The sequence below is a fragment of the Pseudomonas sp. Tn43 genome, assembly GCF_014192635.1.
Taxonomy (GTDB): Bacteria; Pseudomonadota; Gammaproteobacteria; order Pseudomonadales; family Pseudomonadaceae; genus Aquipseudomonas.
Window position 1 is genome coordinate 215,212 of the sequence record NZ_JACHYG010000005.1, and the last position, 23,465, is coordinate 238,676.

The window sequence follows — 23,465 nt, forward strand, 5'->3', positions numbered from 1 at the left end:
TTCTAGTGCAACCGGAAAAACGCCCTAAAAAGGAGCAAAATCGACCCTTTGTAAGAAAAATCCGACTAGGTGCAACTTATTCGTACGAAACTGGTTGCACCTTATTTGCAATGTTGAATAGCATTCGCGGCCAAGGTGCAACCGGTCGAAAAACCGGTGTGCCGGCTGATGGCTTTCCTGGGGAAACATCAGTCATAAATGCGCGGGATCCGGATCGTCTGTCAAACGTCGTCGTTTGCGAGCGGTTCACCAGCCGCCGTTACATAAAAACAATGCCAGGGCGTAACTCAATGAGCGTAAGCAATCCAACCCTGATCACGTTCGTGATCTACATCGCAGCAATGGTGCTGATCGGCTTCATGGCCTATCGCTCCACCAACAACCTTTCTGACTACATTCTGGGCGGTCGTAGCCTGGGCAGCGTCGTGACCGCACTCTCTGCCGGTGCTTCCGACATGAGCGGCTGGTTGTTGATGGGCCTGCCAGGCGCTATCTACATGTCCGGTCTTTCCGAAAGCTGGATCGCTATCGGCCTGATCATCGGTGCTTACCTGAACTGGCTGTTCGTCGCCGGCCGTCTTCGCGTGCAGACCGAGCACAACGGCGATGCACTGACCCTGCCGGATTATTTCTCCAGCCGTTTTGAAGATAAAAGCGGCCTGCTGCGGATTATCTCTGCGGTGGTGATCCTGGTGTTCTTCACCATCTACTGCGCTTCCGGCATCGTGGCCGGCGCCCGTCTGTTCGAAAGTACCTTCGGCATGTCTTACGAGACAGCGCTGTGGGCCGGTGCTGCGGCGACGATTGCCTACACCTTCGTCGGCGGTTTCCTGGCAGTGAGCTGGACGGACACCGTACAAGCCACATTGATGATCTTCGCCTTGCTGCTGACGCCGATCATTGTGCTGCTGGCGACCGGCGGCATCGATACCACGTTCCTGGCCATCGAAGCGCAAGACGCCAGCAACTTCGACATGCTGAAAAACACCACCTTCGTCGGCATTATCTCGCTGATGGGCTGGGGCTTGGGCTACTTCGGCCAGCCGCATATCCTGGCGCGTTTCATGGCGGCGGATTCGGTCAAGTCGATTGCCAAGGCGCGTCGCATTTCCATGGCCTGGATGATCCTGTGCCTGGGCGGTACGGTCGCTGTAGGTTTCTTCGGCATCGCTTACTTCTCGGCAAACCCTGCCGTGGCAATGCCAGTGAGTGAAAACCACGAGCGTGTATTCATCGAACTGGCCAAAATCCTGTTCAACCCGTGGGTTGCCGGTGTACTGCTGTCGGCCATTCTGGCGGCGGTAATGAGTACCCTGAGCTGCCAGCTGCTGGTGTGCTCGAGCGCCCTGACCGAAGACTTCTACAAAACCTTCCTGCGTAAAAGCGCTTCCCAGGTTGAACTGGTCTGGGTCGGTCGCGCCATGGTGCTGCTGGTTGCCCTGATCGCCATTGCGATGGCGGCTAACCCGGAAAACCGTGTACTGGGTCTGGTCAGCTACGCTTGGGCCGGTTTCGGTGCTGCGTTCGGTCCGGTTGTCCTGATCTCCGTGATCTGGAAAGACATGACCCGCAACGGCGCACTGGCCGGTATCCTGGTCGGCGCGATCACCGTGATCGTCTGGAAACACTTCGAACTGCTGGGCCTGTACGAAATCATTCCTGGTTTCATCTTCGCCAGCCTGGCGATCTACATCGTCAGCAAGCTGGGCACGCCGACTCACGGCATGCTTCAGCGCTTTGCGGCTGCCGAGGCAGATTTCCGCCTGAACAAGTGATGGGGATGAGCTGATGCTCTGACCCTTCGGCTACATGAAAACGGTCCGCTTCCTTTGGAGGCGGGCCGTTTTTTTTGGTTTGTGGGGAAGGGGTTGATGTTTTTGATGCCGCCTTCGCGGGCAAGCCTCGCTCCTACAGGATTCATGATCCACCGCAGAACTGTAGGAGCGAGGCTTGCCCGCGAAGAGGCCACCCGCTGCAACACACTACTTTTGCAGGGAATGTCTGTAGCAAAACACACCGATTTTTGAAGGAAAAATCCTTAAAAAAGTAGGGCAAATCTGATTTCCTTGTCCCCACGTCAACACCCCTTGTCGCTCATGCAGAATCGCCCGCCTTCATTCTGCAGAGACACATCGGATGTTCGCGCCTGCCAATCAACCGCGTTTCACGTTGACCCTCGACGGCGTCCAGAATGAGCTCAAGGTACTTGAGTTCACGGGCAAGGAAGCCATCAGCCAACCCTATCGTTTTGACCTGGAACTGGTCAGCGAGCGCCCGGACCTGGAACTCGAAAGCCTGCTGCACCGTCAGGCATTTCTGAGTTTCGATGCGCACGGTTCCGGTATTCACGGTCAGATTTTTCGTGTTGGCCAGAGCGATTCCAGTCATCGTCTGACAGGCTATCAAATCAGTCTCGTGCCGCGTCTGGCATACCTGGGTCAGCGCATTAATCAGCGGATTTTCCAGCACAAAAGCGTGCCGACCATCGTCACGCAAATCCTCAAAGACCACGGCATCCAGCGTGACGCCTTCGAGTTCCGGCTCGGCAGCGACTACCCCGAGCGCGAGTACTGCGTGCAGTACGCCGAAAGCGATCTGGCATTCATTCAACGTCTGTGTGCCGAAATCGGTATTCATTACCACTTCCAGCACAGCCCCGATGGGCACTTGCTGGTGTTCGGCGATGACCAGACGGTTTTCCCTCGACTACCCGAGCCGACGCTGTACTTGCCAGGTAGCGGGATGGCAGCGGATGCGCCAGCGATCAAGCGGTTCAACGTGCGCCTGGAAACCCGTACTACGGCGGTCACTCGCCGGGATTACGACTTCCACAAACCACACCTGCAACTCGAAAGCCGCCTGGACAGCGAACAGCGACCGGTGCTTGAGGACTACCACTTCCCTGGCCAATTCACCGACCGCGAACACGGCAAGCATCTGGCACAACGGGCCTTGGAGCGCCACGGCGCCGATTACCGCCAGGCCGAAGGTCGCGGCGACGAATCTGCGTTGGTCAGTGGGCATTTCCTACACCTCGCCGAACACCCGCGTCAGGCATGGAATGACCTGTGGTTGATCACCGAAATCGAACACCGGGGGCGGCAGCCGCAGGTCCTCGAAGAGTCGGCCACCAGCGACAGCCCAGATGATTTCCAAGGGTATCGCAATGCCTTTCTGGCGACGCCGTGGGACATTGCTTTTCGCCCCTCGCTGGGGCCGGAAAAGCCCCGCATGCTCGGCTATCAACCGGCCGTGGTTACCGGCCCGACTGACAGCGAAATCCATTGCGACGAGTACGGTCGGGTCAAGGTTCAACTGGCCTGGGACCGTGACGGTCAGCTCAACGAGCATTCCAGTTGCTGGCTGCGTGTCGCCACTGGCTGGGCGCACGACCGCTACGGCAGCGTGATGATTCCGCGCGTCGGCATGGAAGTGCTGGTGGGGTTCGTCGACGCCGATGCCGACAAGCCGCTGGTCATGGGGTGCCTGCCCAACGCCGCGACCCCGGTGCCGCTCGATCTGCCGGCGGACAAAACCCGCAGCATTTTCCGCAGCCAAAGTAGTCCCGGTGGCGGTGGTTACAACGAATTGCGCATCGAGGATCGCAAGGGCGGCGAGGAAATCTACCTGCGCGCCCAGCGAAACTGGACTCAGCATGTATTGAATGATCAACAGGTGCAGGTCGACAACCAGCGCAGCATCGTCGTCACCGGCACCGCCCGCCATGAGTTGAAGGCTGACGAAAAGCGCATCACCCACGGCCAGCGCCAGACCGAAGTGCGACTTGATGATCATTTGGTGGTGGTCGGTGACCGGCACATTCGCGTGACCAGTCAGGCCCTCAACGCCAGCCAGCAATTCCACGTCAGCGCCGGCCAGCAAGTGGTCATCGACGGCGGCGCCAGCGCGACCATTCAGGCGGGCGGGCAGTGGATCAACATCGGCCCCGGCGGAATTTTCAGCAGCGTGCCGATCCAGGTCGGTGGCGCACCGATGGCGGCCATGGCTGCTGCGCCCAGCTTGCCGGACGTCCCGTTGAAACTGGCAGCAGCCCCCGCGGCGCTGCTCAGTGCCGCACAAATACTCAGCCTGCAAAGTGACGCGCCGTTCTGCGAAGAGTGCGAGCGCTGCAAGGACGGTGTCTGTGCCGCCTGATGTCTTGTCACCTCGGGCCTGGCTGGAACGCCAGCCAGTGAAACCGTCGGAGCAACTGTTCGCGATTTTCAGCAATGCCAGCGCCGCTGAGCCATTTGTTGCCTGGCAACGCTCGATCACCGCACAAGCGCCGAGCCCGATCTGGGCCGACACCGCGTATGCCGAGTGGGACGCGGTGATGCCCTATGTCGGAATCGTCGCTGCTGATGGTGAGTTTCTGGAGTGGGTTGCTACGACCGAGTCCCGCGATTGGGGTTGGCTGGCAGTTTCTTCTGCCTCTCAAGAAGTGCTGGTCGAGCATTTGCGCAGCCTCACTCAAGTTCTTTTGCCCAACGGCAACGCGGTGTTTTTTCGTTTCTGGGATGGGCGTTATTTGCTGTCGATTCTTCAGTCTGCCGACGTTAACGCCACGCAGTTAATGCCTGTCATTGACCGTTGTTTGATCAATGGGCAACCGCTCGATATCGCCGGCAGTGCATTGAAAGCCGCCAGGGATTTTCCGTGGTGGGAAGTTTCTGAATCGCTGCTCAAACGCCTCGCCACTGAGACCGCCACGACCCGCATCAACAACTTGCTGAAGTGGCTGAGCGAAGACCGTCCAGACCTTTACGAAGCGTTTTCTGAAAGTGTGTTGCGGCACAAAGTTACGAGCCTTCTTGAGACGCCGGACCAGCCTCAAGTGCCGAAATCAGCGTTGGTGGATTACCTGATGACGGAGCTGGACTGATGGATCAGATCGTACGGATCGAGCAGGAGCTCGACGGTTTCAAAGACACGTTGAGTTTGTATCGCCAGCAACTTGGCAGCTTCTTGAGCAGGAATGTGGACAGGGTTAGCCGAGTTACGGATATGCCGTCGCTGATGGACATGGAGCGGCTCATAAAACTTGGTAATACCACCACCGCGGTGAGCAGTCGTGATGACGATTTTTTCTCCAGCTTTGCGCAGTGCCCGAAGAGCGGAATTCTGGAAATCGAGAGCAAGTTTGAATCGGTTTATGACATTCCGCTGGGGAATATTTCGCTTGATGTGATTGCTGTCGATGGCGGCGAGATCACACCGGTCACGCTTGATGAAAACGGTAAAGGACAGTTCGAAGGTACACCCGGCAAGTTCTATCGTGTTCATGTCCAGAGTGAAGTTACCCCGGCTCAAATCGATGATCTTTTCTCGTCTTACGATGGCTTGACCTCAGAGCTGGAAGGCTGGCTGCGCAAAGAGTGGGAGGGGTTCAAACCGCAGTGGTCGCAGTCGACTTTTGTGGCCGCTGGTAACGGAATGCTGGCGGGAAGTTGGGCAGCAGTCATGGGCGTTTGGGATGGACTGAGCCTTGTCTTTGACATCCTTAAGAATCCAGGCGCTCACCTTGAACAACTCGGCAGTAGTGCGCAGCAACTCATCGATTTGGCGAAGCAATCACCAGCAACGATGGAAAAAGCCATGTTGCTGGCTAGCGATGAAGCGGCGCTTTGTCTGCTGTTTCGTGCTGCGAGTCTTTGGCTTTCGGCGTTACCGCCTAGCGAAATGGCTGGTAACTCGGCAGAGGTGGCCAGCCAAGTCATTGTCTCGGTACTGATCGATATTCTGATTGCTTTGGCACTGGCCTGGACGGGGGTCGGTATACCCGTCGCCAAGGCCTATCTCACATTTCGCGGGATCAAGTACGGGGCGTTGCTGGCGGGTCTTGCGATGCGCTTCGTCGAGGCCACTTTCACTATTCTCAGCACCTTCATGGAGTACGTCGACCGCTATAAGAAAGTCGCCGCACGCGGTGTTGCCGCGGGGCTGAAAAAGGGTCGGATGCAACTGCGCTGGGATGCCAAACGCAACACCACGCTCAAGCAAAACGAACACCGCGACAACGTCCCGGATCAGGCGAAAAACCCCAACGGCGACAGCGCCACGTGCGTGCCGTCCACTTGCAAGAACGGCTGCCCGGTTTCGATGGTCACCGGCGAAGAACTGCTGACCCTCACCGATGGTGCCCTGGACGGCATCCTGCCGTTCGACTTCACCCGGCTCTATCGCACCAGCGCCGCCGAGATCGACTGTGGCCTGGGCTTTGGCTGGAGTCATTCGCTCGCCCATCGATTGGAGATCGAGGGTGATCAGGTCATCTGGATCGACCACGAAAACCGTCGCACGACGTTCCCGCTGCCGAACCACGAACGCCCGGCGATCCACAACAGTTTGTCGCGCGCGGCGATTTATCTGGGCGATGAACTGGAAGAATTGATCCTCGCCCAGGCCGGCGAAGAGCCGCGTTTCTACCACTTTCATGACGGTTTTCTGACCGCGATCAGCGACGCCTACGACAACCGCTTGCGCATCACCCGCGACCGTCAGCAGCGCATCCAGCGCCTCGACAACGGCGCCGGTCGCGCCTTGCTGTTGCGCTATGACCGCAGCCATCTGGTCGGCGTCGATTATCAGGTTTTTGTCCCGGCCCAGACCCTCGCCGAGGCCTGGCACACCGAGCAGACGCTAGTCAGCTACCACTACGACGAACGCGATCAGTTGATCGAGGCCAGCAACGCCGCCGGCGACAGCGAGCGTTACGACTACGACGACCAGCACGTGATCCTGCAGCGGCAACTGGCTGGTGGCGCGAGTTTCTTCTGGGAGTGGGAGCGGTCCGGCAAGGCGGCGCGCTGCATCCGGCACTGGGCGTCTTTCTCGCAGATGGACACGCGTTATGTCTGGGACGACCAGGGCAGCGTCACCGTCCAGAACATCGACGGCAGTGAAGAGGTTTATGTCCACGACGACCGGGCGCGATTGGTGCGCCGGGTAGAACTAGATGGCGGCGAACAGCTCAAGGCTTACGACGACAACGGTCGGCTGATTGCCGAGCAGGATCCGCTCGGCGCCGTCACTGAATACCGTTACGACGAAGTCGGACGGTTGGTGGCGCTGATTCCGGCCGAAGACGAGCCGACGGCCTACGAATACCGCAACGGTTTCCTGCACGCGCGCTATCGCGGCAAAGCGGTGTGGAAATATCAGCGCAATGCCCAGGGTGAGGTCACCGAGGCCACCGATCCGGACGGCCAGATCACCCATTACCACTACGACCCTCAGGGGCGCTTGCTGTCGATCCGCTACCCGGACACCAGTCGGCATGTCTTCGTCTGGAATGCCTTGGGCCAGTTGCTCGAAGAGACCTTGCCGGACGGTGGTCAGCGGCGCTTTTCCTATGACGTGCTGGGGCGGCAGCTGACCCGTCAGGATGAACACGGTGCGGTTACCCGTTATCAGTGGGATGCCGTCGGCCGACTGATCCAGACGACTTTACCTACCGGCGCCACTCGCGCCTTCAGCTACAACGCCTACGGCAAGATCACCGCCGAACGCGATGAACTGGGCCGCATCACCCGTTACGAATACGCCGACGACCTGCACTTGGTCAGCCGTCGGACCAACCCCGACGGCACCCAGCTCCAGTACCGCTACGACAACGCACAGCTATTACTGACGGAAATCGAAAACGAATCCGGCGAGAAATATCGGCTGGACTACACGCCGAACGGCCTGATCCGACAGGAAACCGGTTTCGATGGCCGCCGCACCGCGTACGCCTACGACCTCAACGGCCACTTGGTGGAGAAAACCGAGTTCGGCGATGACGGCTCGCAGCTGATCACGGCTTATGAGCGGGACTCGGCTGGGCGCCTATTGGTCAAAACGCTGCCCGATGGCATCCAGGTCGAATACCGCTACGACTCGCTGGGCCGACTGAGCAGTGTCGACGATGGCCACGACCATCCGCTGGAATTCGAGTACGACCAGCAGGATCGTCTGATCACCGAGCACCAGGGCTGGGGCACCTTGCGCTATGGCTACGACGCCTGCGGCCAGCTCAACCGCCTGCGCCTGCCGGACGGCAGCAAACTCGACTACCACCACGCCAAGGGCGGTGCGCTGACGGCCATCGACCTCAATGGCGCGCGTCTTACAGGTCACACGTACAAATCCGGCCGTGAACAGCAACGCCAGCAAGGCCTGCTGCTCAGCGAATATACCTACGACGACCAGGGCCGACTGAAGGCCCACGCCGTCAGCCAACAGCAAAAAAACCTGTACCGCCGCGACTATGCCTACAGCCTCAACGGCAATCTCGACCACATCGCCGACACCCGCCACGGCCAGCGCAACTACCAGTACGACCCGCTCAACCGCCTGACCCGCGTGCGCCACACCCGCGACGATCCGCCGGAAAGCTTCGCCCACGATCCGGCGGGCAACCTGCTGATGCAGGATCGCCCGGGCCCGGCGACCGTCAAAGGCAATCGCCTATTGATGCAAGGCGACCGGCATTACGACTACGACGCCTTCGGCAACCTCATCCGTGAACGCCGCGGCACCGCGCAAAAACTCGTCACTGAATACCGCTACGACGGTCAGCACCGCTTGGTCGGCGTCACCACCCCGAACGGCTGCACCGCGACCTACCGCTACGACGCCTTCGGCCGCCGCATCACCAAAACCGTCGACGGCCACACCACCGAATTCTTCTGGCAAGGCGATAACCTCATCGCCGAAAGCAGCCGCGAACACTACCGCAGCTACGTCTATGAGCCCGGCAGCTTCCGCCCGCTGGCGATGCTCGACGGCAAAGGCCCGAAAAAGGCCTGCCCGTTCTACTACCAGCTCGATCACCTGGGGACGCCTCAGGAACTGACGGACTTTGGTGGCGAGATTGTCTGGTCGGCGCAGTACAACGCCTACGGGAAAGTCACGCGTCTGGCATTCGGAGGGGGCGAGCAGCTCGACCAGCCGCTGCGGTTCCAGGGGCAATACTTCGACGCCGAGAGCGGCCTGCACTACAACCGGCATCGGTACTATGATCCGGAGGTTGGTCGGTACCTGACGCCTGATCCGATCAAGTTGGCGGGTGGGCTGAACCAGTACCAGTACACGCCGAATCCGACGGGGTGGGTTGATCCGTTGGGGTTGAGCGGGAATTGTCCGCCGCCCAATAAGCCTGGGTGTCAGGCGCCGGATGATACGACTGGCGCTAGGGTTGATGGGGGTGAGCCGCCGCTGCCGAAGCTGACGGGTGAGCAGCGGAGGGCGCGGATTGATGAGCTGGCTGAGGCGGTTGCATTTAGACGATTAAAAGAAATGGAAGACTCGATAGATGAAGCCCACTTTTTACAAAGGCATGGAGCTCAAACGACTCTTCAATCTCAACTGGATCGTGTGAGTACAGGTAAGGACCCAGCGACGGGTGAGATTAAGTTTTATACAGAGGGAAGGAGAAGGGGGCAGCCTGTGATACCAAGTGCAGCGACTAAATTTGTTTCCCACCGAGATCAATTAAATGCAATTTATAGGGCGAAGCTAATATTTAGGCAAAGTGGTCTTTTGAATTCTAGAGAGCCAATAGATTTTGGGCGTAAAGTTGGTGAGGGCTATAAAAGAAGAGGGCTTGAGTATGGGGAGCAGAACAAGGCTATTGTCATACTCAATGACGATGGTGATGCGATAACGTCTTACACGGAGTTCAAGCGATGAAGCCAAAGCCGAGTATGGTTGTTTTGAGAAGTTTGCTTTTTGCGTTTGATATCGAAAATACAAAAAGTGAAGAAAGAGAGAAGATAATAGTATCTAAAGATGTAAATGATGATCGTGAACTGGCTGAGTTGTTTGATCTTTTGCTGAAGCCGGATTTTCTAGTGTATCGGCCAGATGAGCGTCAATGGTTTGTCGATACGATATTGTATTACCTAGAGGTGGGGGAAAATTTTGATGAGGTGTTCACAAGGGTGGATACGTACTTTAATGATGAGGTTAAAGATCAGCGTCGGTTTATGAAAGTGCTGTTGGATCGTTTGAAGTGTTATCAGTTGGAAGATGATGGAGTATGAATAATGCCTGAAGTTATTGAGGGGGGTGGTCGTTTAATGACTTCAAGCGTTGGGCTTGTAAAGAGGCAGGCGCGGAGTTGTTTGACGATGATTACGCGGATGATTCTGATGCTGTTGATATGAATATTTCAGAAAGGGTAAATATGTTCGTCCCCTTTTTTGGTCCCCTGGTCGTGGGTATAGGCCAAATAGAATGGATCAAAGTAATCCTAAGTTAAATGAGGATCTGAATTGGTTTGAAGTTAAGTTTGATAAAGATGATGTGACCCGGCCCTATACAGGTTTTCCTTCGGAGAAAAAATGATGTTGCGAGACCCTTTTTTAGATGAGGAATTTCGGCCCGACTTAATGTGGTTTATTGGGGTTTTTGGTGTTTATGATCGTGAAGAGACGCTTGGGGCAGAACTTGAAGTTTATGATCCTAATAATAAGGACGATAGAGCTGAGCTGATCAGGAAGTACAGTCTTAATTTAGGATATTTGACCTATCGGCATAAGCTCGTTTTGATGGAGTCTCTGGCAGATAAGCTGAACGACGAAAGCTATGACTTTCAGGGCTTGTTCGATATTGACGAGGACGAGGCTGCGAGCTGGGCTCGGGGTGAATGGTACGAATTAAAGGATCCTCGTGGTTTTCTTCAGCATGTCTATACGCTGGCGCAGGAGGTTTGGAAAGATGACTTGCTCAAAGCCAGCCAGGAAGATCGAGCGACTTGGTGAAGGGAGCTAATGCTCAGATAAGTCGTAGATAGCGAATTTATGAAAATAAGTAGATCTGTCCCATTTTTTCTAAAATGCTGGTAGAGGGTATAAACCAAATAATAGGGACAGAAACAATCCAAGATATGTAGGTGTGCTAAATTATTCTGAAGTTAGATTTCGTCGGCAGGATATAAAAAAGCCTTATACGGCGTTCCCAGATTAGGATGTTGAGATGTTGAAGTGGCCTATGTTCGATTTACCGTTTGAGCCCCTGCTTTCATATTGGCTGGGAGGTATTTCTATATATGATATTGAAGAAACTCTGGGCGTTGCTTTGTCGGCGTACGATCCGAACGATGAAGCCGATAGAGAAGTAGTTATAAGAGACTTTATATTAACTCGTTTTGATGATCTTACTTATAGGCATAGATTTTTAATGGTTAAGCTGCTTGAGGCGTCATTAAAGCTTCCGGAGTTTGATTTTTCTGGATAATTCGAAAGTAATTACGATGAGAATACTTGTGTTGCATGGGATGAAACGCAAATAGATGACGCTCGCGGTTTTTTTGAGGATATATGTAGACTGGCCAGCGAAGAGTGGAAGAATGATCTTCAAAAAGCTAGTCTCGAAGATCAATCTGATTGGTGATTTGTAGTGTCTGAGAATATAACCCGAGAGTTGATACTGGAGTGGGCGTATAACGATGACGTCGTTATTGATATGTATGAAAGTGGCGATGATGGTGATGCTGCAATTTTCGAAAGTACAGTAAGAAGTATTTTTGGTGCGAAGGGGGCGCTGGAGTTTGCTGCAGATCCAAAATGTCCGAGTAGGTTGTATTTTGCTGGGTTGTTGTCGCACTCTTTCTTATGGATGTTTAGGCGCGGTACTAAATTGCCTTTTCATTTTTCTAGATTTCGCGGAATTATGTCGAGAGATGAATATAGGCAAGAGCTTGTAAGGCGTGAAGACGAAATATATGAGCTTTGTTTGGTTCTGGATAGTATGCGGGTTATTAATGATCCTGCAATTCAGTCTCTATACAAGCAGGTTCTGGATTTTAGGCATGATCAACGCGATAGTGACTCTAGGTTCTACTGCGAGTGTCGCTCTAGATTAGATCTTAAGTTGTTTGAGTAGGAAGCTTTTTTGGTTTGTCGCGTTTTGTTGTCGCATCCCAATATGTCCACTTTTGTTTGAGTTGGGATGGTGTGTCGACTTGTGGTTAAGAAAGCTGATGCAAGAATGAATCTGCTTGGTTTTTTTAAAGTAGGAATTAGCTACTGCTTTACCTTTGCTCGCGACAGTCATGTTGTTGTTGTTGTTTTGGCGATAGTGGTCAGTGGGTATGCGGCGGAAAACTAACCTGAAAGTATACTTGCAAGATAAATATATCCATCCACGTTTATCAGTGATGTTTAACGGGCTGCTACTTTGAAGATAGTGAAATCTACTCGCTTTGATGATGTCGACCACGATGTTGGATATGAGTACCGTGGTTGTAACTACGAAATACAGAACGAAGAGGATGTGTTTCTGATCAGAATTTACGATGATGAATCCGGACAGGCAACGGTAGTACGTCCGACTACAATGTCTAAAAACGGTAGCCTTAGAAAGCTTGTTGAGTTCTTACAATCCGAGCTAAGAGTGTCCAAGATCTATCTCTACAAAGGCGATTTGGGGCGCTACGCCGAGATCGATCTTGATAGCTTGGCATTCTGCACCGTCTGAAGTCGGCGGCAAGAGAGTGGCAGGCGTTTTTACACACTCTGGGCCGAATTCTGTCTTTGCTGAGTGGCAGCTATAGGATGTGGATTCAACAGGTGGCGAAATCAAGCCAAGCTTCAGTGAAGCCTTTCGTCACCTTTGCTTTTTTTGAGCGAAATTTCTGGGCAAGGTTGTCGGAAGTTTCCTTCAAGTCGTAGCGGTTTCCATGAACTGGTGTGAAATGTTTTCCATCGATAGTCTTTGGTGGTCACTGAAAACTCAGTGGCGGGGTGTAGGAACCCTTCAAAGTCGTTGGAAATGTATTGGCGTCGAAGCTTGGTTTGCGGCCGTTAACGTGCGTCCGTAAGATCAGTTGCGGCGGTTGTGCGCGGGCACGCTCCGGCGTGGTCGAGTTTTCCAAAGGCCTCGATATTCCTACCCCGCGCATAGCTGCCACCCCAGCCTGTAGGAAGGCTGATGGCAGTTCCTATTTTTTGCCTTTGGAACTGAATATGAAAACCCTTCATCCCGACCCACCCTACGAAAAAATAATCCCTCATCCCGAAAACCGCTTCATGGCCCTAACCGGCAACTGCACCGACATGCCCACCCTGTTCGTCGATACCCACGCCCCGCTCGATGTTCTGTATGACGCTGCCAACTATCGAATCCGCGCCGTCACGCAGGTGCTTGAGAACATGTCGATGCGCGGTTCAGTCGAGTGCGAATCCTTCATCCTCAGTGACTTTGCCTTGCTCTGCGCCATTCCATTGCGCGATGGCTGTGATGTGCTGGATGTGATTGGGCGGCGGTTGCGGGCTCGGTCCTAGTATCTGAATAAAGAGTGATCCTTCCTGTTTGATGGTAGGAAGGATCGTCCTTACTCATTTGGATGATCTACTTTGGCAGGTATTGATCCTGAGACTGAATGAATGCGTCGAATTCCCTGGAGTTGTAAACCTCGAGGCAACCATAAAAGACCATTTTTTTATCAGAATGCTTGCTGACGGATGAGGTCTTTGCATAGGCATTACGCATATATTTCTCGGTTTCTGCGTAAGGGTCGTGTGTGACCTCGAGGGTGTCCTCGTTTTGAATGATCAGATGCTGACCTTTACCCATCGACGAGTAGGCGCCAATTGCAAGTCCGATATCAGATTTGATTTCTGACTCACCATTGAATTGGCTGGAGATACAGTTTGCCAGCCCATAATCCTTAAGCACTTCTCGAGCCTTATCGATATCGATTTCAGCAGATATGGCTCGCCCTGCAACGAGTAGCAGTGCCAGCATAATTAGCCGAGAGTGCGTCATCCCTTCAATTCCCAAAAGTTTATTTTTTCCAGCTTCACCCTTGGATTTTCATAGGTATGGCTGTCTTGCCTGTGGTAGTCACTGTCATCACCGGTCACGCTCCCGTTCCAGAGGGTTGCATGGCCTGACGCGTCGCTCCACCCGGTGATATCCATAACAATGACGCCTTTTTTTCCATTTATAAAATTCGAATTGGTTTGCGTCAGCGTATGATCGGGCTCGCCCCAGTTATGTCTAAGAAAAGCGAGGAAATCTACCACCTTCATTATGTAGGGAAGCTCGTCCGCTCCACTCAGTCGATAGATGGGCTGGTTTTTTATGATCGTGCCTTTGGGGATTTTATATCCGCCGTAATTAAAGGCTCTGCTTATCCTCAATGCGCAGGCATTCGCATAAGCATCAGGCTTTTCCGCTCTTGCCGCTTCGACTCCGCCTCCGACAAGTCCGTAAACCTCGACTGAACCTTTATGACCTACTTCTGCATATGCGTTCCAAAGAGTGCTGAAGCGAGGTCTTTTAACCGAGATGCTGGAAGACACTCCGCCGGAATTGATGACAACTTTAGCCATTATGCTTCCCCTTCCATGTCAATGATTTCGCTTCCAAATGCGTTTTGAATGATAGCTACGCCTTTGGCCCCGACTACCCCTGTCAACGCTTTTTCGGTGGGGCCGCTAATGTTGACGGTAACCGTCTCGCCGGGCAAATAACCCGAAGTTTTCACATGAATATTCAAGTCGGTGTAAAACCGGGAAACTGACTCAACAGGCACCTGCTCATCACCATAGGACAAGGAAATGTCAGTGATGGTCTTGGGGCGATTGAGCAGGGCAGTGATACCTGAAAAATCTGCTTTGTTGTGTTCGGCTCCGCCATATACAGATGACTGAGCGGACATCACCTTGTTGGATTGTGGGGGGCAACCGCAGGCAACGTAATCACCTTCCAGGGCAACCAATCCGGCCGGTAATGTGATGGTTCTGGGCCCGACCGCGACGATGGGCCCTTTTCCTTTGCTACAGGCTGGGCAACTTGCCAAATGTCCAATAGATGAGGTGCTAACAGCGCAATCGATGTTGATACCGACATTCCCTTCCAGTACGGAGCCGCCAGTTGAAGTAGGCGCACCGATACCAATCATTTTCCGTCCCATGTAAATCTCCGTTTTACGGGCGTCAGGTCGGTCCGATCTTCGCACTCATGAGTAAGCTCCACGACGGCAAGTCTTTGGCAAAATGTGACTTGATGTTACTCGCCACATTAGCAGCAAGATCAAAAGATCGCAGCCTTCGGCAGCTCCTACAGAAGGGCGTTCACGGTGAGAATGCCCGCTTAGCCGTGAGGTTCTGACGTCCAGCCCCGTACAAGGTAAACTTCCCGGCCTTCGCAGGAGCAATCATGAATTATCGTCACGCCTTCCATGCCGGCAATCACGCCGATGTGTTCAAACACCTGACTTTGACCCGCCTCATCGCCTTGATGTCGCGCAAGGAGCAGCCGTTTGCCTATCTCGACACTCACGCCGGTATTGGTCTGTATGACCTGCAGGGCGATCAGGCGAGCCGTACCGGTGAGTACCTGGAAGGCATCGCGCGGTTGTGGGATCAGCCGGATTTGCCGGCGCTGACTGCCGATTACATGAAGGTGCTGCACGACATGAACCCGGATGGCCAGTTGCGCTATTACCCGGGGTCGCCGGAGTTGGCGCGGCGTCTGACGCGGCCGCAGGATCGGGTGATGCTCAACGAGAAGCACCCCGAAGACGGCTTGTTGCTCAAGGACAACATGGCCGGTGATCGTCGGGTGAAGGTGCACTTGGGTGAAGGCTGGCATGTTCCGCGGGCGATGTTGCCGGTGCAGGAGAAGCGGGCGGTGATGTTGATTGATCCGCCGTTCGAGCAGCTTGATGAGATGCAGCGTTGTGCCGCGTCGTTGAAAGAGGCGATTGGCCGGATGCGCCAGACGGTGGCGGCGATCTGGTACCCGGTGAAGGATCAGCGCATGTTGCGGCGGTTCTATCAGGATTTGGCGGGTACGGGCGCGCCGAAGTTGTTGCGGGTGGAGTTGCTGGTGCATCCGCTGGATACGCCCAATAGCCTGAATGGTTCGGGATTGGCGATTGCCAATCCGCCGTGGGGGCTGGAAGAGGAATTGCGTGAGTTGCTGCCGTGGTTGTCCAAGAAGCTTGGGCAGACCCAGGGTGGATGGCAGATGGATTGGTTGATTGCTGAGTAGCAGCTGCAAGTTTCAAGCTACAAGCTGCAAGTTAAAGCTGCGAGCACAGGGCTTGCAGCTTGAGGCTTGCAGCTCGAGGCTTGCAGCTTGTCACTGCTTATATAGGGCAGGTCACGCCGGTACCGCCAATCCCGCAATACCCTTCAGGGTTCTTGGCCAGGTATTGCTGGTGGTACGCCTCGGCGAAGTAGAACGTCGGCGCTTCTTCGATTTCGGTGGTGATGGTGCCTTTGCCAGCCTTGGTCAATTCCGCCTGGAACACTTGCTTGCTGCGGTTGGCTGCTTCCAGTTGAGCCGGGTTGGTGGCATAGATCACCGAGCGGTACTGAGTGCCGATGTCATTGCCCTGACGCATGCCCTGGGTCGGGTTGTGCAGTTCCCAGAACATCTTCAGCAGTTCTTCATAGCTGACTTTTGCCGGCTCGTAGACCACCAGTACCACTTCGCTATGGCCGGTCAGGCCCGAGCAGACTTCTTCGTACGTCGGGTTCGGCGTAAAGCCGCCCGCGTAACCCACCGCCGTGCTGACCACGCCTTCGCGCTGCCAGAACTTGCGCTCCGCGCCCCAGAAGCAGCCCAGGCCGAAGATCGCGAAATCCACGTCCATTGCGAACGGGCCGAGCAGCGGGGCGTCGTGGACGAAGTGTTTTTCCGGCACGGTCATTGGGGTTTCGCGGCCAGGCAGAGCTTGTTCTTTAGTCGGGAGCACGTTTTTGTTCACCAGGATTTCCGAGCGCAGAACCATGATCAGTCCTCTCAGTCAGGTTGAGATGTAAATAAACAGACTGCCAGTGTGCCCAATGATGCCAAGTTAATCACTACCCAAAATGTGGGAGCGGTGTGCTGTCAGGCGATCGGGCCGCGCGGATAGCGTTTGAGCTTTTCGATCAGCTCGGAACCCGGGATCGGTCGGTCGAACAGGTAGCCCTGGCCGACGTCGCAACGGTGGCGACGCAAGAACGCAAGCTGCTTGGCCGTCTCGATGCCTTCAGCCACGACCTTGAGTTTCAGGTTGTGGGCCATGGCGATCACAGCGGAGGTGATTTCCATGTCGTCCTGGTTGTCCGGGATTTCGTGGATGAAGCTGCGATCGATCTTGATGATGTCGATCGGGAATTTTTTCAAGTAACTGAGCGACGAGTAACCGGTGCCGAAGTCGTCCATGGCCAAGGTCAAGCCCAGGCGCTTGAGCTGATCGAGCTGCAAGTGGGTGTCTTCGGTGGCTTCCAGCAGCAGGCCTTCGGTCAGTTCCAGCTCCAGCAGGTTCGCCGGCAGTGCTTCCTCTTTGAGGATGTTGGCGATGGACGCCACCAGATCCGGGTCGGAGAACTGTTTGGGCGACAGGTTGATCGCCACTTGCAGATTACCCAGGCCGGCGGCGGTCAGGTCTTTGCTCATGCGGCAGGCCTGGCGGGCGATCCATTTGCCGATCGGGATGATCAATCCGGTTTCTTCGGCGACGCTGATGAACTGGTCCGGACGGATCATGCCCTTTTCCGGATGGTTCCAGCGCAGCAGCGCTTCCATGCCCAGCAAACGACCGCTGCGCAGGCACAGTTTTGGCTGGTAGAACACGTCCAGCTCATTCTGGGTAAGGGCGCGGCGCAGGTTGTTTTCAACGAACAGTTTGTAGCTGGCCTCGGCATTCAGTGCTTCGGTGAACACTTGCACCTGGTGTTTGCCGTTGGCCTTGGCCTTGTGCAGCGCCAGACCGGCGTTGCGCATCAGTGTCTGGGGGTCGCGGCCGTGCAGCGGCGCGCAGGCCAGGCCCACGGAGCCGGTGACGCTGATCAACTGGTTGTCGACGAACATCGGTTTGTCGAGGGTTGCCAGCAATTGGTTGGCGACCTGTTGGCCAGCCAAGAGGTCAGTGTCATCCAGTAGCACCGCGAATTCGTTACTGGCGAAACGCGCCAGACTGCCGCTGGGGCTCAGGCTGTTGCGCAAGCGTCGGGCCAGACTGATCAGCAGTTTGTCGCCGGTCTGGTGGCCTAGGCTGTCGTTGATGCGTTTGAAATTGTCGATGTCTACCAGCAGCAAGCTGATCGGCGTGTCGCTGTCTCGGGCGAAGCGCTCGTCGAGGTTACGGATGAATGCCGGGCGATTGCCGAGGTTGGTCAGATTGTCGGTGTAAGCCAGGCGCTCGATGCGCTGCTGGGCGAGCTTGGTCTGGGTGATGTCTTCGTAGATACCGATGTAATGCGTCAGCTCACGATTGTCGCCATAGACCTTGGAAATCGACAGCTGGCCCCAATACGGTTCGAGGTTTTTACGCCGGCTCTTGAACTCGCCCTGCCAGCTGTTGCTCTTGGCCAGTGCCGACGGCGCATCGAACAACAGTTCGCTGAGGTTTTCCAGTGCAGGCAGCTCCGACAGCCGCTGGCCGTGGACTTCTTCAGTGGTGTACTGGGTGATTGCCGTGAAACTTGGATTGACGTACTCAACCACGCCATCGCAATTGACCAGCAAAAAGGCGTTGGCGCTTTGCTCCACCGCACGCTGGAACAAGTGCAGGGCGCTGGTGGCGGTGCGGCGGTTGTGGTTGTTGATGACTTGGGCGAATTGATCCGCCAGCTCGCCGGCAAAGGCGATTTCGTCCGATTGCCAGGCGCGTGTGGCACCGATCTGCTCCAGGCAGAGCACGCCGACCACTTGGCCATCAACGCGGATGCTGGCGTCGAGCATGGCGTTGACGTCGCGCGGGCGCAGGTACTCGGCGATTTCACGGGTGCGCGGGTCGCGCATGGCGTTGTGCGCGTCGATGGCGCGGCCTGTGTGCAAGGCGTCGAGGTAATCGGGAAACCCACTGGCATCGATCGGTTCAGGCAATTGGTGGTTTCGGCTTGCGCGGTGATAGGCCGAGATCGGCGTCAATAGCGAGCCGTCGAGGTTCCACAGGCTGGCGCAGTCGATTTCATAGATGTCGCAGGCGCTACGGGTGATCAGCTCGGCGGCTTCTTGCAGGGAATTGTTGGTGCTGTAGCGCTGACGGGTCAGCAGCAGAATCAAATCTTGCTGGGCGCGCACCCGGTCCAGGTGCTGCAGTTGTTCCTGCTGGGCGCGCTGATTGAGTTCCAGCGCGATTTGCAGGCGCGAGTTCTGGGTTTCCAGGTCCAGTATCGGCAGCAACGGTTCGCCGTCGAACAGCCCGTCCACCACCATCAGGTAGCCGCGCAGCAGGTGTCGATTGTGTTGTTTGTAAGCTTCGCCCAGTTCCAGCAGGCTCAGTACGCCTGCGGCGGTGTGCAACGTGTAGCGGATCAGGTAATGCGGGCTTTCGGTGAGTTGCTGCTGGATCGTGTCATGCAGTTGATAGCGTGCTTCGGGCTCCATCAGGCTGGCGTAAGGCGAGCCGACCAAGGCGCAGAGTTCCACTGCCGGCAGGCCGAACTGGCGTTCGCAATTGGGATCGAGAAACAGCAGCGCCCAGCTCGGTTCATTCAGCCGTTCGAAACGCAGCATGCCGAGCCGCGAGGGCACAGGCAACTGCGTCACTACCTCGGCCACCATACGGCTGGCGGCATCGGGTTGGCTCTTCATATGGAGGGAAACTCGCTTCGAATATGCTGATCGCGCCGGGCTCTCGCCCTCTTTACTGTTGCCTGCGGCAAGGTTGCATCATTGCAACACCGACTGACAAGAGACATGAAGGCCAAGTGCTATAAGAATATGTCGGCAGGCGCGAAGATTTCTCCAGCGAGGGGCCTGAAAGTAATGTTTCGGGTCCAAAAGATCGCAGCCTTCGACTCTCTTGCAAGGCTGCGATCTTTGCCGAAATCAACGTAACTTGATGCTTATCGACTGCAGTTGTTTGCCATCCCGATCGTGATAATTGACGCGGACCTGTTCAGCATCGACGACCAGATGCGCAAAGTTATCCTGGCTGATCACCTCACTGGTCAGTTCATGCCGATAATCTCCCGAAGTGGTTCGGGCCAACGCCTGGTCGAGAATGAAGGTCGATGCCTTGGCATACGGCAGCAGTTTGCTGTTGCACAGCGGTGAAGACACGATGGTGTGAACTTCAAAATCCGGATCGGCGCTATGAGTCAGGCGACTGGTCAGCGAGCCGTGGACATCGCCGGAAATGAACAAGACGTTTTTGATGCCGCGCGCACGAATCGTCTCCAGCAGTCGTAGTCGTTGTTCCGGGAAGGCTTTCCAGGCGTCATCGCCATTAAGTTTGCGGTCGGGGTAGAACATGACACTGGTGACCACAAATTTGACCCGTGCCGGGCTGTTGATCAGCCATTTGAGCAGCGCCTGTTCCTGTTCTTCATCAAGAATGCGGCGGTCGCTGGCCGATAGATTGCGTCGGGTTCGACTGTCGGTGATGAACCATTCGATATCACCCTCGCAGAATTGATACCAATACTGTTGCAGTTTCTTGCTTACTTGCCCGTTGGCCAGTAAGTCATAAGCAGGGCTATGGCTGGCTTGATATAACTCATATGCCGCCATGGCGTTTTCGTATAAGTAAGCATCGGCCTTGCTTTCATTGACGGGCCAATTGTCTTCAATTTCATGATCGTCGAGGATCATGTAAGTCGGCACGCCGGACATTAACTTCGAGATATGCGGCTGAGAAAAAGCCGTACGGTATTTGCTGAGGATGTCTTTGTATTCCCGGTCGGGGGCCACGAGGTTCAGGTCATCGACGTAGATTTGGTCGCCAGTCATCAGCATGGCGCTGATCGGCGGCTCGGCGCGCTCCGCCAGGCTTGTGATCGAGGCAAAGATCCGGTCGCCCAGATGCGGGGCCGACGCAATGCCGGCCGTCATGCGCAGGTAACGGCATGAGCCTGCGATATAGGCCCGTGGCATGGTGTTTTTGCTGGACTGCGTGCGAAAGCGATAGATTTCCCGAGGCCATTGCAGCGGCAGTTCCTGGATCGTCTCCACGGTATGCACCGGGCTCATGGGGCTGAACCAGCCTGCCTGGTATTCATAGACGCTGTCGGTGATGAGGTCATTGAGGGCAATTACATCGCACATGTCGCGCAAAATGGTCAGTTCTGTAAATACACCTTTGGACCAGTGATTCTCACCGGCGCGTCGATAGCGAATTCCTGCAAATACCAGGGCGTCTTTTTGTAATTCGCCACGCAAGAAAATTCTCGCATGGTTAGTTGTGGTGTGGCCAATAATCGGGCCGACAGTCGGTTTGAACATGTTCGAATCCATTCGAAGTAGTGCTAACTAAGCGGAATAAGTTGTCGGGGTTTCTATTAGAAGTTCCCCTAACTAAGACTAGTTATTGGCTTGCAAAAAATATCGGGCGAAAGTGGACTCGAGTTGTAGGCGGTGTAAGCCATGAGTGTAGGAATAAAAACTCGGAAGAGGGCCCAATGCCAGTCAGGCAGCTGCTACCTGGAATGCTGAATCGGCCATGGCTTTCTTGAGGGCAAAAAAAGCCCCGCCAGATTGGCGGGGTTGAGGTACGAGCGTGGCGCTCGAAAAACGTCGAACGCGACCGGCCCTGCGATGAAGGAGGGCCGGCCGGTGTTACAGCAGAATGGTGCGGATGTCCGCCAGCAGGTCGCTCAGACGCTTGGTGAAGCGTGCAGCAGCGGCGCCGTTGATCACACGGTGATCGTAGGACAGCGACAGCGGCAGCATCAGTTTCGGCTGGAAGGCTTTGCCGTCCCAGACTGGCTGAATGGTTGCCTTGGAAACACCGAGGATCGCCACTTCCGGCGCGTTGACGATCGGCGTGAAGCCGGTGCCGCCAATGTGGCCGAGGCTGGAAATGGTGAAACAGGCGCCTTGCATGTCGTCAGCGGTGAGCTTTTTGTCGCGGGCTTTGGCAGCCAGCGCAGCGGCTTCGGCTGCCAGTTGCAACAGGCTCTTCTGGTCGACGTTCTTGATGACCGGTACCAGCAGGCCTTCAGGGGTGTCGACCGCGAAGCCGATGTTCACGTACTTCTTGCGGATGATCGCCTTGCCGCTTGGCGCCAGCGAACTGTTGAAGTCCGGCAGTTCCTTGAGCAAATGCGCGCAGGACTTGAGCAGCAGCGGCAGGATGGTCAGCTTGACGCCAGCCTTTTCTGCAACGGCTTTCTGAGCAACACGGAACGCTTCCAGCTCGGTGATATCAGCCGAATCGAACTGAGTCACGTGAGGAATGTTCAACCAGCTACGATGCAGGCTCGATGCGCCGATTTGCATCAGGCGAGTCATCGGCACTTCTTCGGTTTCACCGAAACGGCTGAAGTCCACGACCGGAATCGGCGGGATGCCCGCGCCGCCGGTTGCGCCAGCAGCAGCGGCCGGTGCTTCCTTGGCCTTCTGCATCATGGCCTTGACGTAAATCTGCACGTCTTCTTTCAGGATGCGACCGTGCGGACCGCTGGCGCCAACGGCACTCAGCTCGACGCCGAATTCGCGGGCCAGTTGACGCACGGCAGGGCCGGCGTGAACTTTTGCACCAGGCTTGGCTGGAGCAGCCGGCGCAGCAGCCGGTGCGACCGCAGCCTGAGCAGCCGGTGCAGGTGCAGCGGCAGGCGCGCTCGGAGCAGCAGCGGCTGGAGCCGGAGCCGCAGCAGGTGCCGCGCCTTTGACTTTCAGCTTCAGGATCAGATCGCCGGTACCGACTTCGTCATCCAGCTTGATGGCAACGCTTTCCACCACACCCGCGGCAGGCGATGGAATTTCCATGCTCGCCTTGTCGGATTCCAGGGTGATCAGCGACTGGTCGGCGACGACGGTATCGCCAGCCTTGACCAGCACTTCAATGATCTTGGCCTTGCCCGACGAGCCGATGTCCGGGACGTGAATGTCCTGAACCGAATCGGCTACCGGAGCAGCAGGCGCGGCAGCTGGCGCCGGAGCGGCTGCCGGAGCAGGCGCAGCAGCCTGTGCTGGCGCGGCTGCGGCCGGTGCAGCAGCACCCGCCACTTCCAGGTCCAGAATCAGGTCGCCGGTGCCGACTTCGTCATTGAGCTTGACGTTGATGGCCTTGACCACGCCGGCGGCAGGCGATGGAATTTCCATGCTCGCCTTGTCGGATTCCAGCGTGATCAGCGACTGATCAGCTGCGACGGTGTCGCCGACCTTGACCTGGATCTCGATGATCTGGGCCTTGCCCGACGAACCGATGTCCGGCACGTGCACTTGCTGAACGCTGGCAGTAGCAGGCGCTGCGGCTGGAGCGGCCGGTGCTTTGGCGGCAGCAGGCGCAGCTTCAGCCTTGGCAGCTGGCGCTGCGGCAGGCGCAGGGGCTGGCGCTGCGGCACCTTCGACTTCCAGCTCCAGCAGTTCGTCGCCCTCTTTCAGGCGATCGCCCAGTTTCACTTTCAGGCTCTTGATGATGCCGGCCTTTGGCGCAGGCACTTCCATGCTCGCCTTGTCCGACTCAAGTGTCAGGATGCTCTGATCGGCTTCGATACGGTCGCCGACCTTCACAAACAGTTCAATTACTTCACCTTCACCGCTGCCGATGTCAGGTACGCGAATGAGTTCGCTCACAGAGTGTCTCC

16 protein-coding genes are annotated in these 23,465 nt (G+C 55.8%); 9 read left to right on the top strand and 7 right to left on the bottom strand.

The window, feature by feature from the left end:
• Positions 1–290: 290 nt before the first annotated feature.
• From putP to FHW68_RS15515, 8 genes are all read left to right on the top strand, one after another.
• Entirely contained in the window at positions 291–1,775 is a 1,485-nt protein-coding gene (putP, locus tag FHW68_RS15480; protein ID WP_095633519.1) for a sodium/proline symporter PutP, read from the top strand.
• A 361-nt stretch (positions 1,776–2,136) separates the two neighbouring features.
• Positions 2,137–4,155, top strand: a complete 2,019-nt coding sequence (locus FHW68_RS15485; protein ID WP_183681137.1) for a type VI secretion system tip protein VgrG — start codon at positions 2,137–2,139, stop codon at positions 4,153–4,155.
• Positions 4,145–4,882, top strand: coding sequence for a DUF4123 domain-containing protein (locus FHW68_RS15490; RefSeq protein ID WP_183681140.1), 738 nt, complete (start codon positions 4,145–4,147; stop codon positions 4,880–4,882). Before FHW68_RS15485 ends, FHW68_RS15490 begins: the two co-directional genes overlap by 11 nt.
• A complete protein-coding gene (locus FHW68_RS15495) occupies positions 4,882–9,672 on the top strand; it encodes an RHS repeat-associated core domain-containing protein (protein ID WP_183681142.1) in 4,791 nt (1,596 codons plus the stop codon). Before FHW68_RS15490 ends, FHW68_RS15495 begins: the two co-directional genes overlap by 1 nt.
• Positions 9,669–10,025, top strand: a complete 357-nt coding sequence (locus tag FHW68_RS15500) for a hypothetical protein (RefSeq protein ID WP_183681144.1) — start codon at positions 9,669–9,671, stop codon at positions 10,023–10,025. Before FHW68_RS15495 ends, FHW68_RS15500 begins: the two co-directional genes overlap by 4 nt.
• A gap of 300 nt (positions 10,026–10,325) precedes the next feature.
• On the top strand, positions 10,326–10,745 hold the full coding sequence (locus tag FHW68_RS15505; protein WP_183681146.1) for a hypothetical protein: 420 nt from the start codon (positions 10,326–10,328) through the stop codon (positions 10,743–10,745).
• Positions 10,746–10,959: 214 nt separating this feature from the next.
• Complete coding sequence (locus tag FHW68_RS27435; RefSeq protein ID WP_311656088.1) at positions 10,960–11,220, top strand: hypothetical protein; 261 nt, start codon at positions 10,960–10,962, stop codon at positions 11,218–11,220.
• 1,730 nt (positions 11,221–12,950) lie between these two features.
• On the top strand, positions 12,951–13,268 hold the full coding sequence (locus FHW68_RS15515) for a hypothetical protein (protein WP_183681148.1): 318 nt from the start codon (positions 12,951–12,953) through the stop codon (positions 13,266–13,268).
• A 67-nt stretch (positions 13,269–13,335) separates the two neighbouring features.
• Here the strand turns inward: FHW68_RS15515 and FHW68_RS15520 are convergent, their stop codons facing one another.
• The 3 genes from FHW68_RS15520 to FHW68_RS15530 are packed head-to-tail and all read right to left on the bottom strand — an operon-like array spanning position 13,336 to position 14,905.
• A complete protein-coding gene (locus tag FHW68_RS15520) occupies positions 13,336–13,752 on the bottom strand; it encodes a hypothetical protein (protein WP_095630879.1) in 417 nt (138 codons plus the stop codon).
• Complete coding sequence (locus FHW68_RS15525) at positions 13,749–14,321, bottom strand: type VI secretion system amidase effector protein Tae4 (RefSeq protein WP_183681150.1); 573 nt, start codon at positions 14,319–14,321, stop codon at positions 13,749–13,751. The genes FHW68_RS15520 and FHW68_RS15525 overlap by 4 nt, the downstream gene beginning before the upstream one ends.
• Positions 14,321–14,905: a PAAR domain-containing protein gene (locus FHW68_RS15530; RefSeq protein ID WP_183681152.1), complete on the bottom strand. Its 585-nt coding sequence runs from the start codon at positions 14,903–14,905 to the stop codon at positions 14,321–14,323. The genes FHW68_RS15525 and FHW68_RS15530 overlap by 1 nt, the downstream gene beginning before the upstream one ends.
• A gap of 245 nt (positions 14,906–15,150) precedes the next feature.
• Between FHW68_RS15530 and FHW68_RS15535 the strand changes: the two genes are divergently transcribed.
• The gene (locus tag FHW68_RS15535) at positions 15,151–15,987 is read left to right on the top strand and encodes a 23S rRNA (adenine(2030)-N(6))-methyltransferase RlmJ (protein ID WP_095630877.1); all 837 of its coding nucleotides are present in this window, start codon (positions 15,151–15,153) and stop codon (positions 15,985–15,987) included.
• Positions 15,988–16,084: 97 nt separating this feature from the next.
• Here the strand turns inward: FHW68_RS15535 and msrA are convergent, their stop codons facing one another.
• From msrA to aceF, 4 genes are all read right to left on the bottom strand, one after another.
• The gene (gene msrA, locus FHW68_RS15540; protein WP_095630876.1) at positions 16,085–16,732 is read right to left on the bottom strand and encodes a peptide-methionine (S)-S-oxide reductase MsrA; all 648 of its coding nucleotides are present in this window, start codon (positions 16,730–16,732) and stop codon (positions 16,085–16,087) included.
• Positions 16,733–16,833: 101 nt separating this feature from the next.
• On the bottom strand, positions 16,834–19,527 hold the full coding sequence (locus tag FHW68_RS15545) for a bifunctional diguanylate cyclase/phosphodiesterase (RefSeq protein ID WP_095630875.1): 2,694 nt from the start codon (positions 19,525–19,527) through the stop codon (positions 16,834–16,836).
• Between the two features lie 237 nt (positions 19,528–19,764).
• A complete protein-coding gene (locus tag FHW68_RS15550; protein ID WP_183681155.1) occupies positions 19,765–21,159 on the bottom strand; it encodes an alkaline phosphatase D family protein in 1,395 nt (464 codons plus the stop codon).
• 333 nt (positions 21,160–21,492) lie between these two features.
• Positions 21,493–23,454, bottom strand: a complete 1,962-nt coding sequence (gene aceF, locus FHW68_RS15555; RefSeq protein WP_183681157.1) for a dihydrolipoyllysine-residue acetyltransferase — start codon at positions 23,452–23,454, stop codon at positions 21,493–21,495.
• Between the last annotated feature and the right edge of the window lie 11 nt (positions 23,455–23,465).

Coding starts and splice junctions, on each gene's coding strand:
- putP (WP_095633519.1), top strand. CDS start 291: ATGAGCGTAAGCAATCCAACCCTGATCACGTTCGTGATCTACATCGCA.
- FHW68_RS15485 (WP_183681137.1), top strand. CDS start 2,137: ATGTTCGCGCCTGCCAATCAACCGCGTTTCACGTTGACCCTCGACGGC.
- FHW68_RS15495 (WP_183681142.1), top strand. CDS start 4,882: ATGGATCAGATCGTACGGATCGAGCAGGAGCTCGACGGTTTCAAAGAC.
- FHW68_RS15500 (WP_183681144.1), top strand. CDS start 9,669: ATGAAGCCAAAGCCGAGTATGGTTGTTTTGAGAAGTTTGCTTTTTGCG.
- FHW68_RS15505 (WP_183681146.1), top strand. CDS start 10,326: ATGATGTTGCGAGACCCTTTTTTAGATGAGGAATTTCGGCCCGACTTA.
- FHW68_RS27435 (WP_311656088.1), top strand. CDS start 10,960: ATGTTGAAGTGGCCTATGTTCGATTTACCGTTTGAGCCCCTGCTTTCA.
- FHW68_RS15515 (WP_183681148.1), top strand. CDS start 12,951: ATGAAAACCCTTCATCCCGACCCACCCTACGAAAAAATAATCCCTCAT.
- FHW68_RS15520 (WP_095630879.1), bottom strand. CDS start 13,752: ATGACGCACTCTCGGCTAATTATGCTGGCACTGCTACTCGTTGCAGGG.
- FHW68_RS15525 (WP_183681150.1), bottom strand. CDS start 14,321: ATGGCTAAAGTTGTCATCAATTCCGGCGGAGTGTCTTCCAGCATCTCG.
- FHW68_RS15530 (WP_183681152.1), bottom strand. CDS start 14,905: ATGGGACGGAAAATGATTGGTATCGGTGCGCCTACTTCAACTGGCGGC.
- FHW68_RS15535 (WP_095630877.1), top strand. CDS start 15,151: ATGAATTATCGTCACGCCTTCCATGCCGGCAATCACGCCGATGTGTTC.
- msrA (WP_095630876.1), bottom strand. CDS start 16,732: ATGGTTCTGCGCTCGGAAATCCTGGTGAACAAAAACGTGCTCCCGACT.
- FHW68_RS15545 (WP_095630875.1), bottom strand. CDS start 19,527: ATGAAGAGCCAACCCGATGCCGCCAGCCGTATGGTGGCCGAGGTAGTG.
- FHW68_RS15550 (WP_183681155.1), bottom strand. CDS start 21,159: ATGTTCAAACCGACTGTCGGCCCGATTATTGGCCACACCACAACTAAC.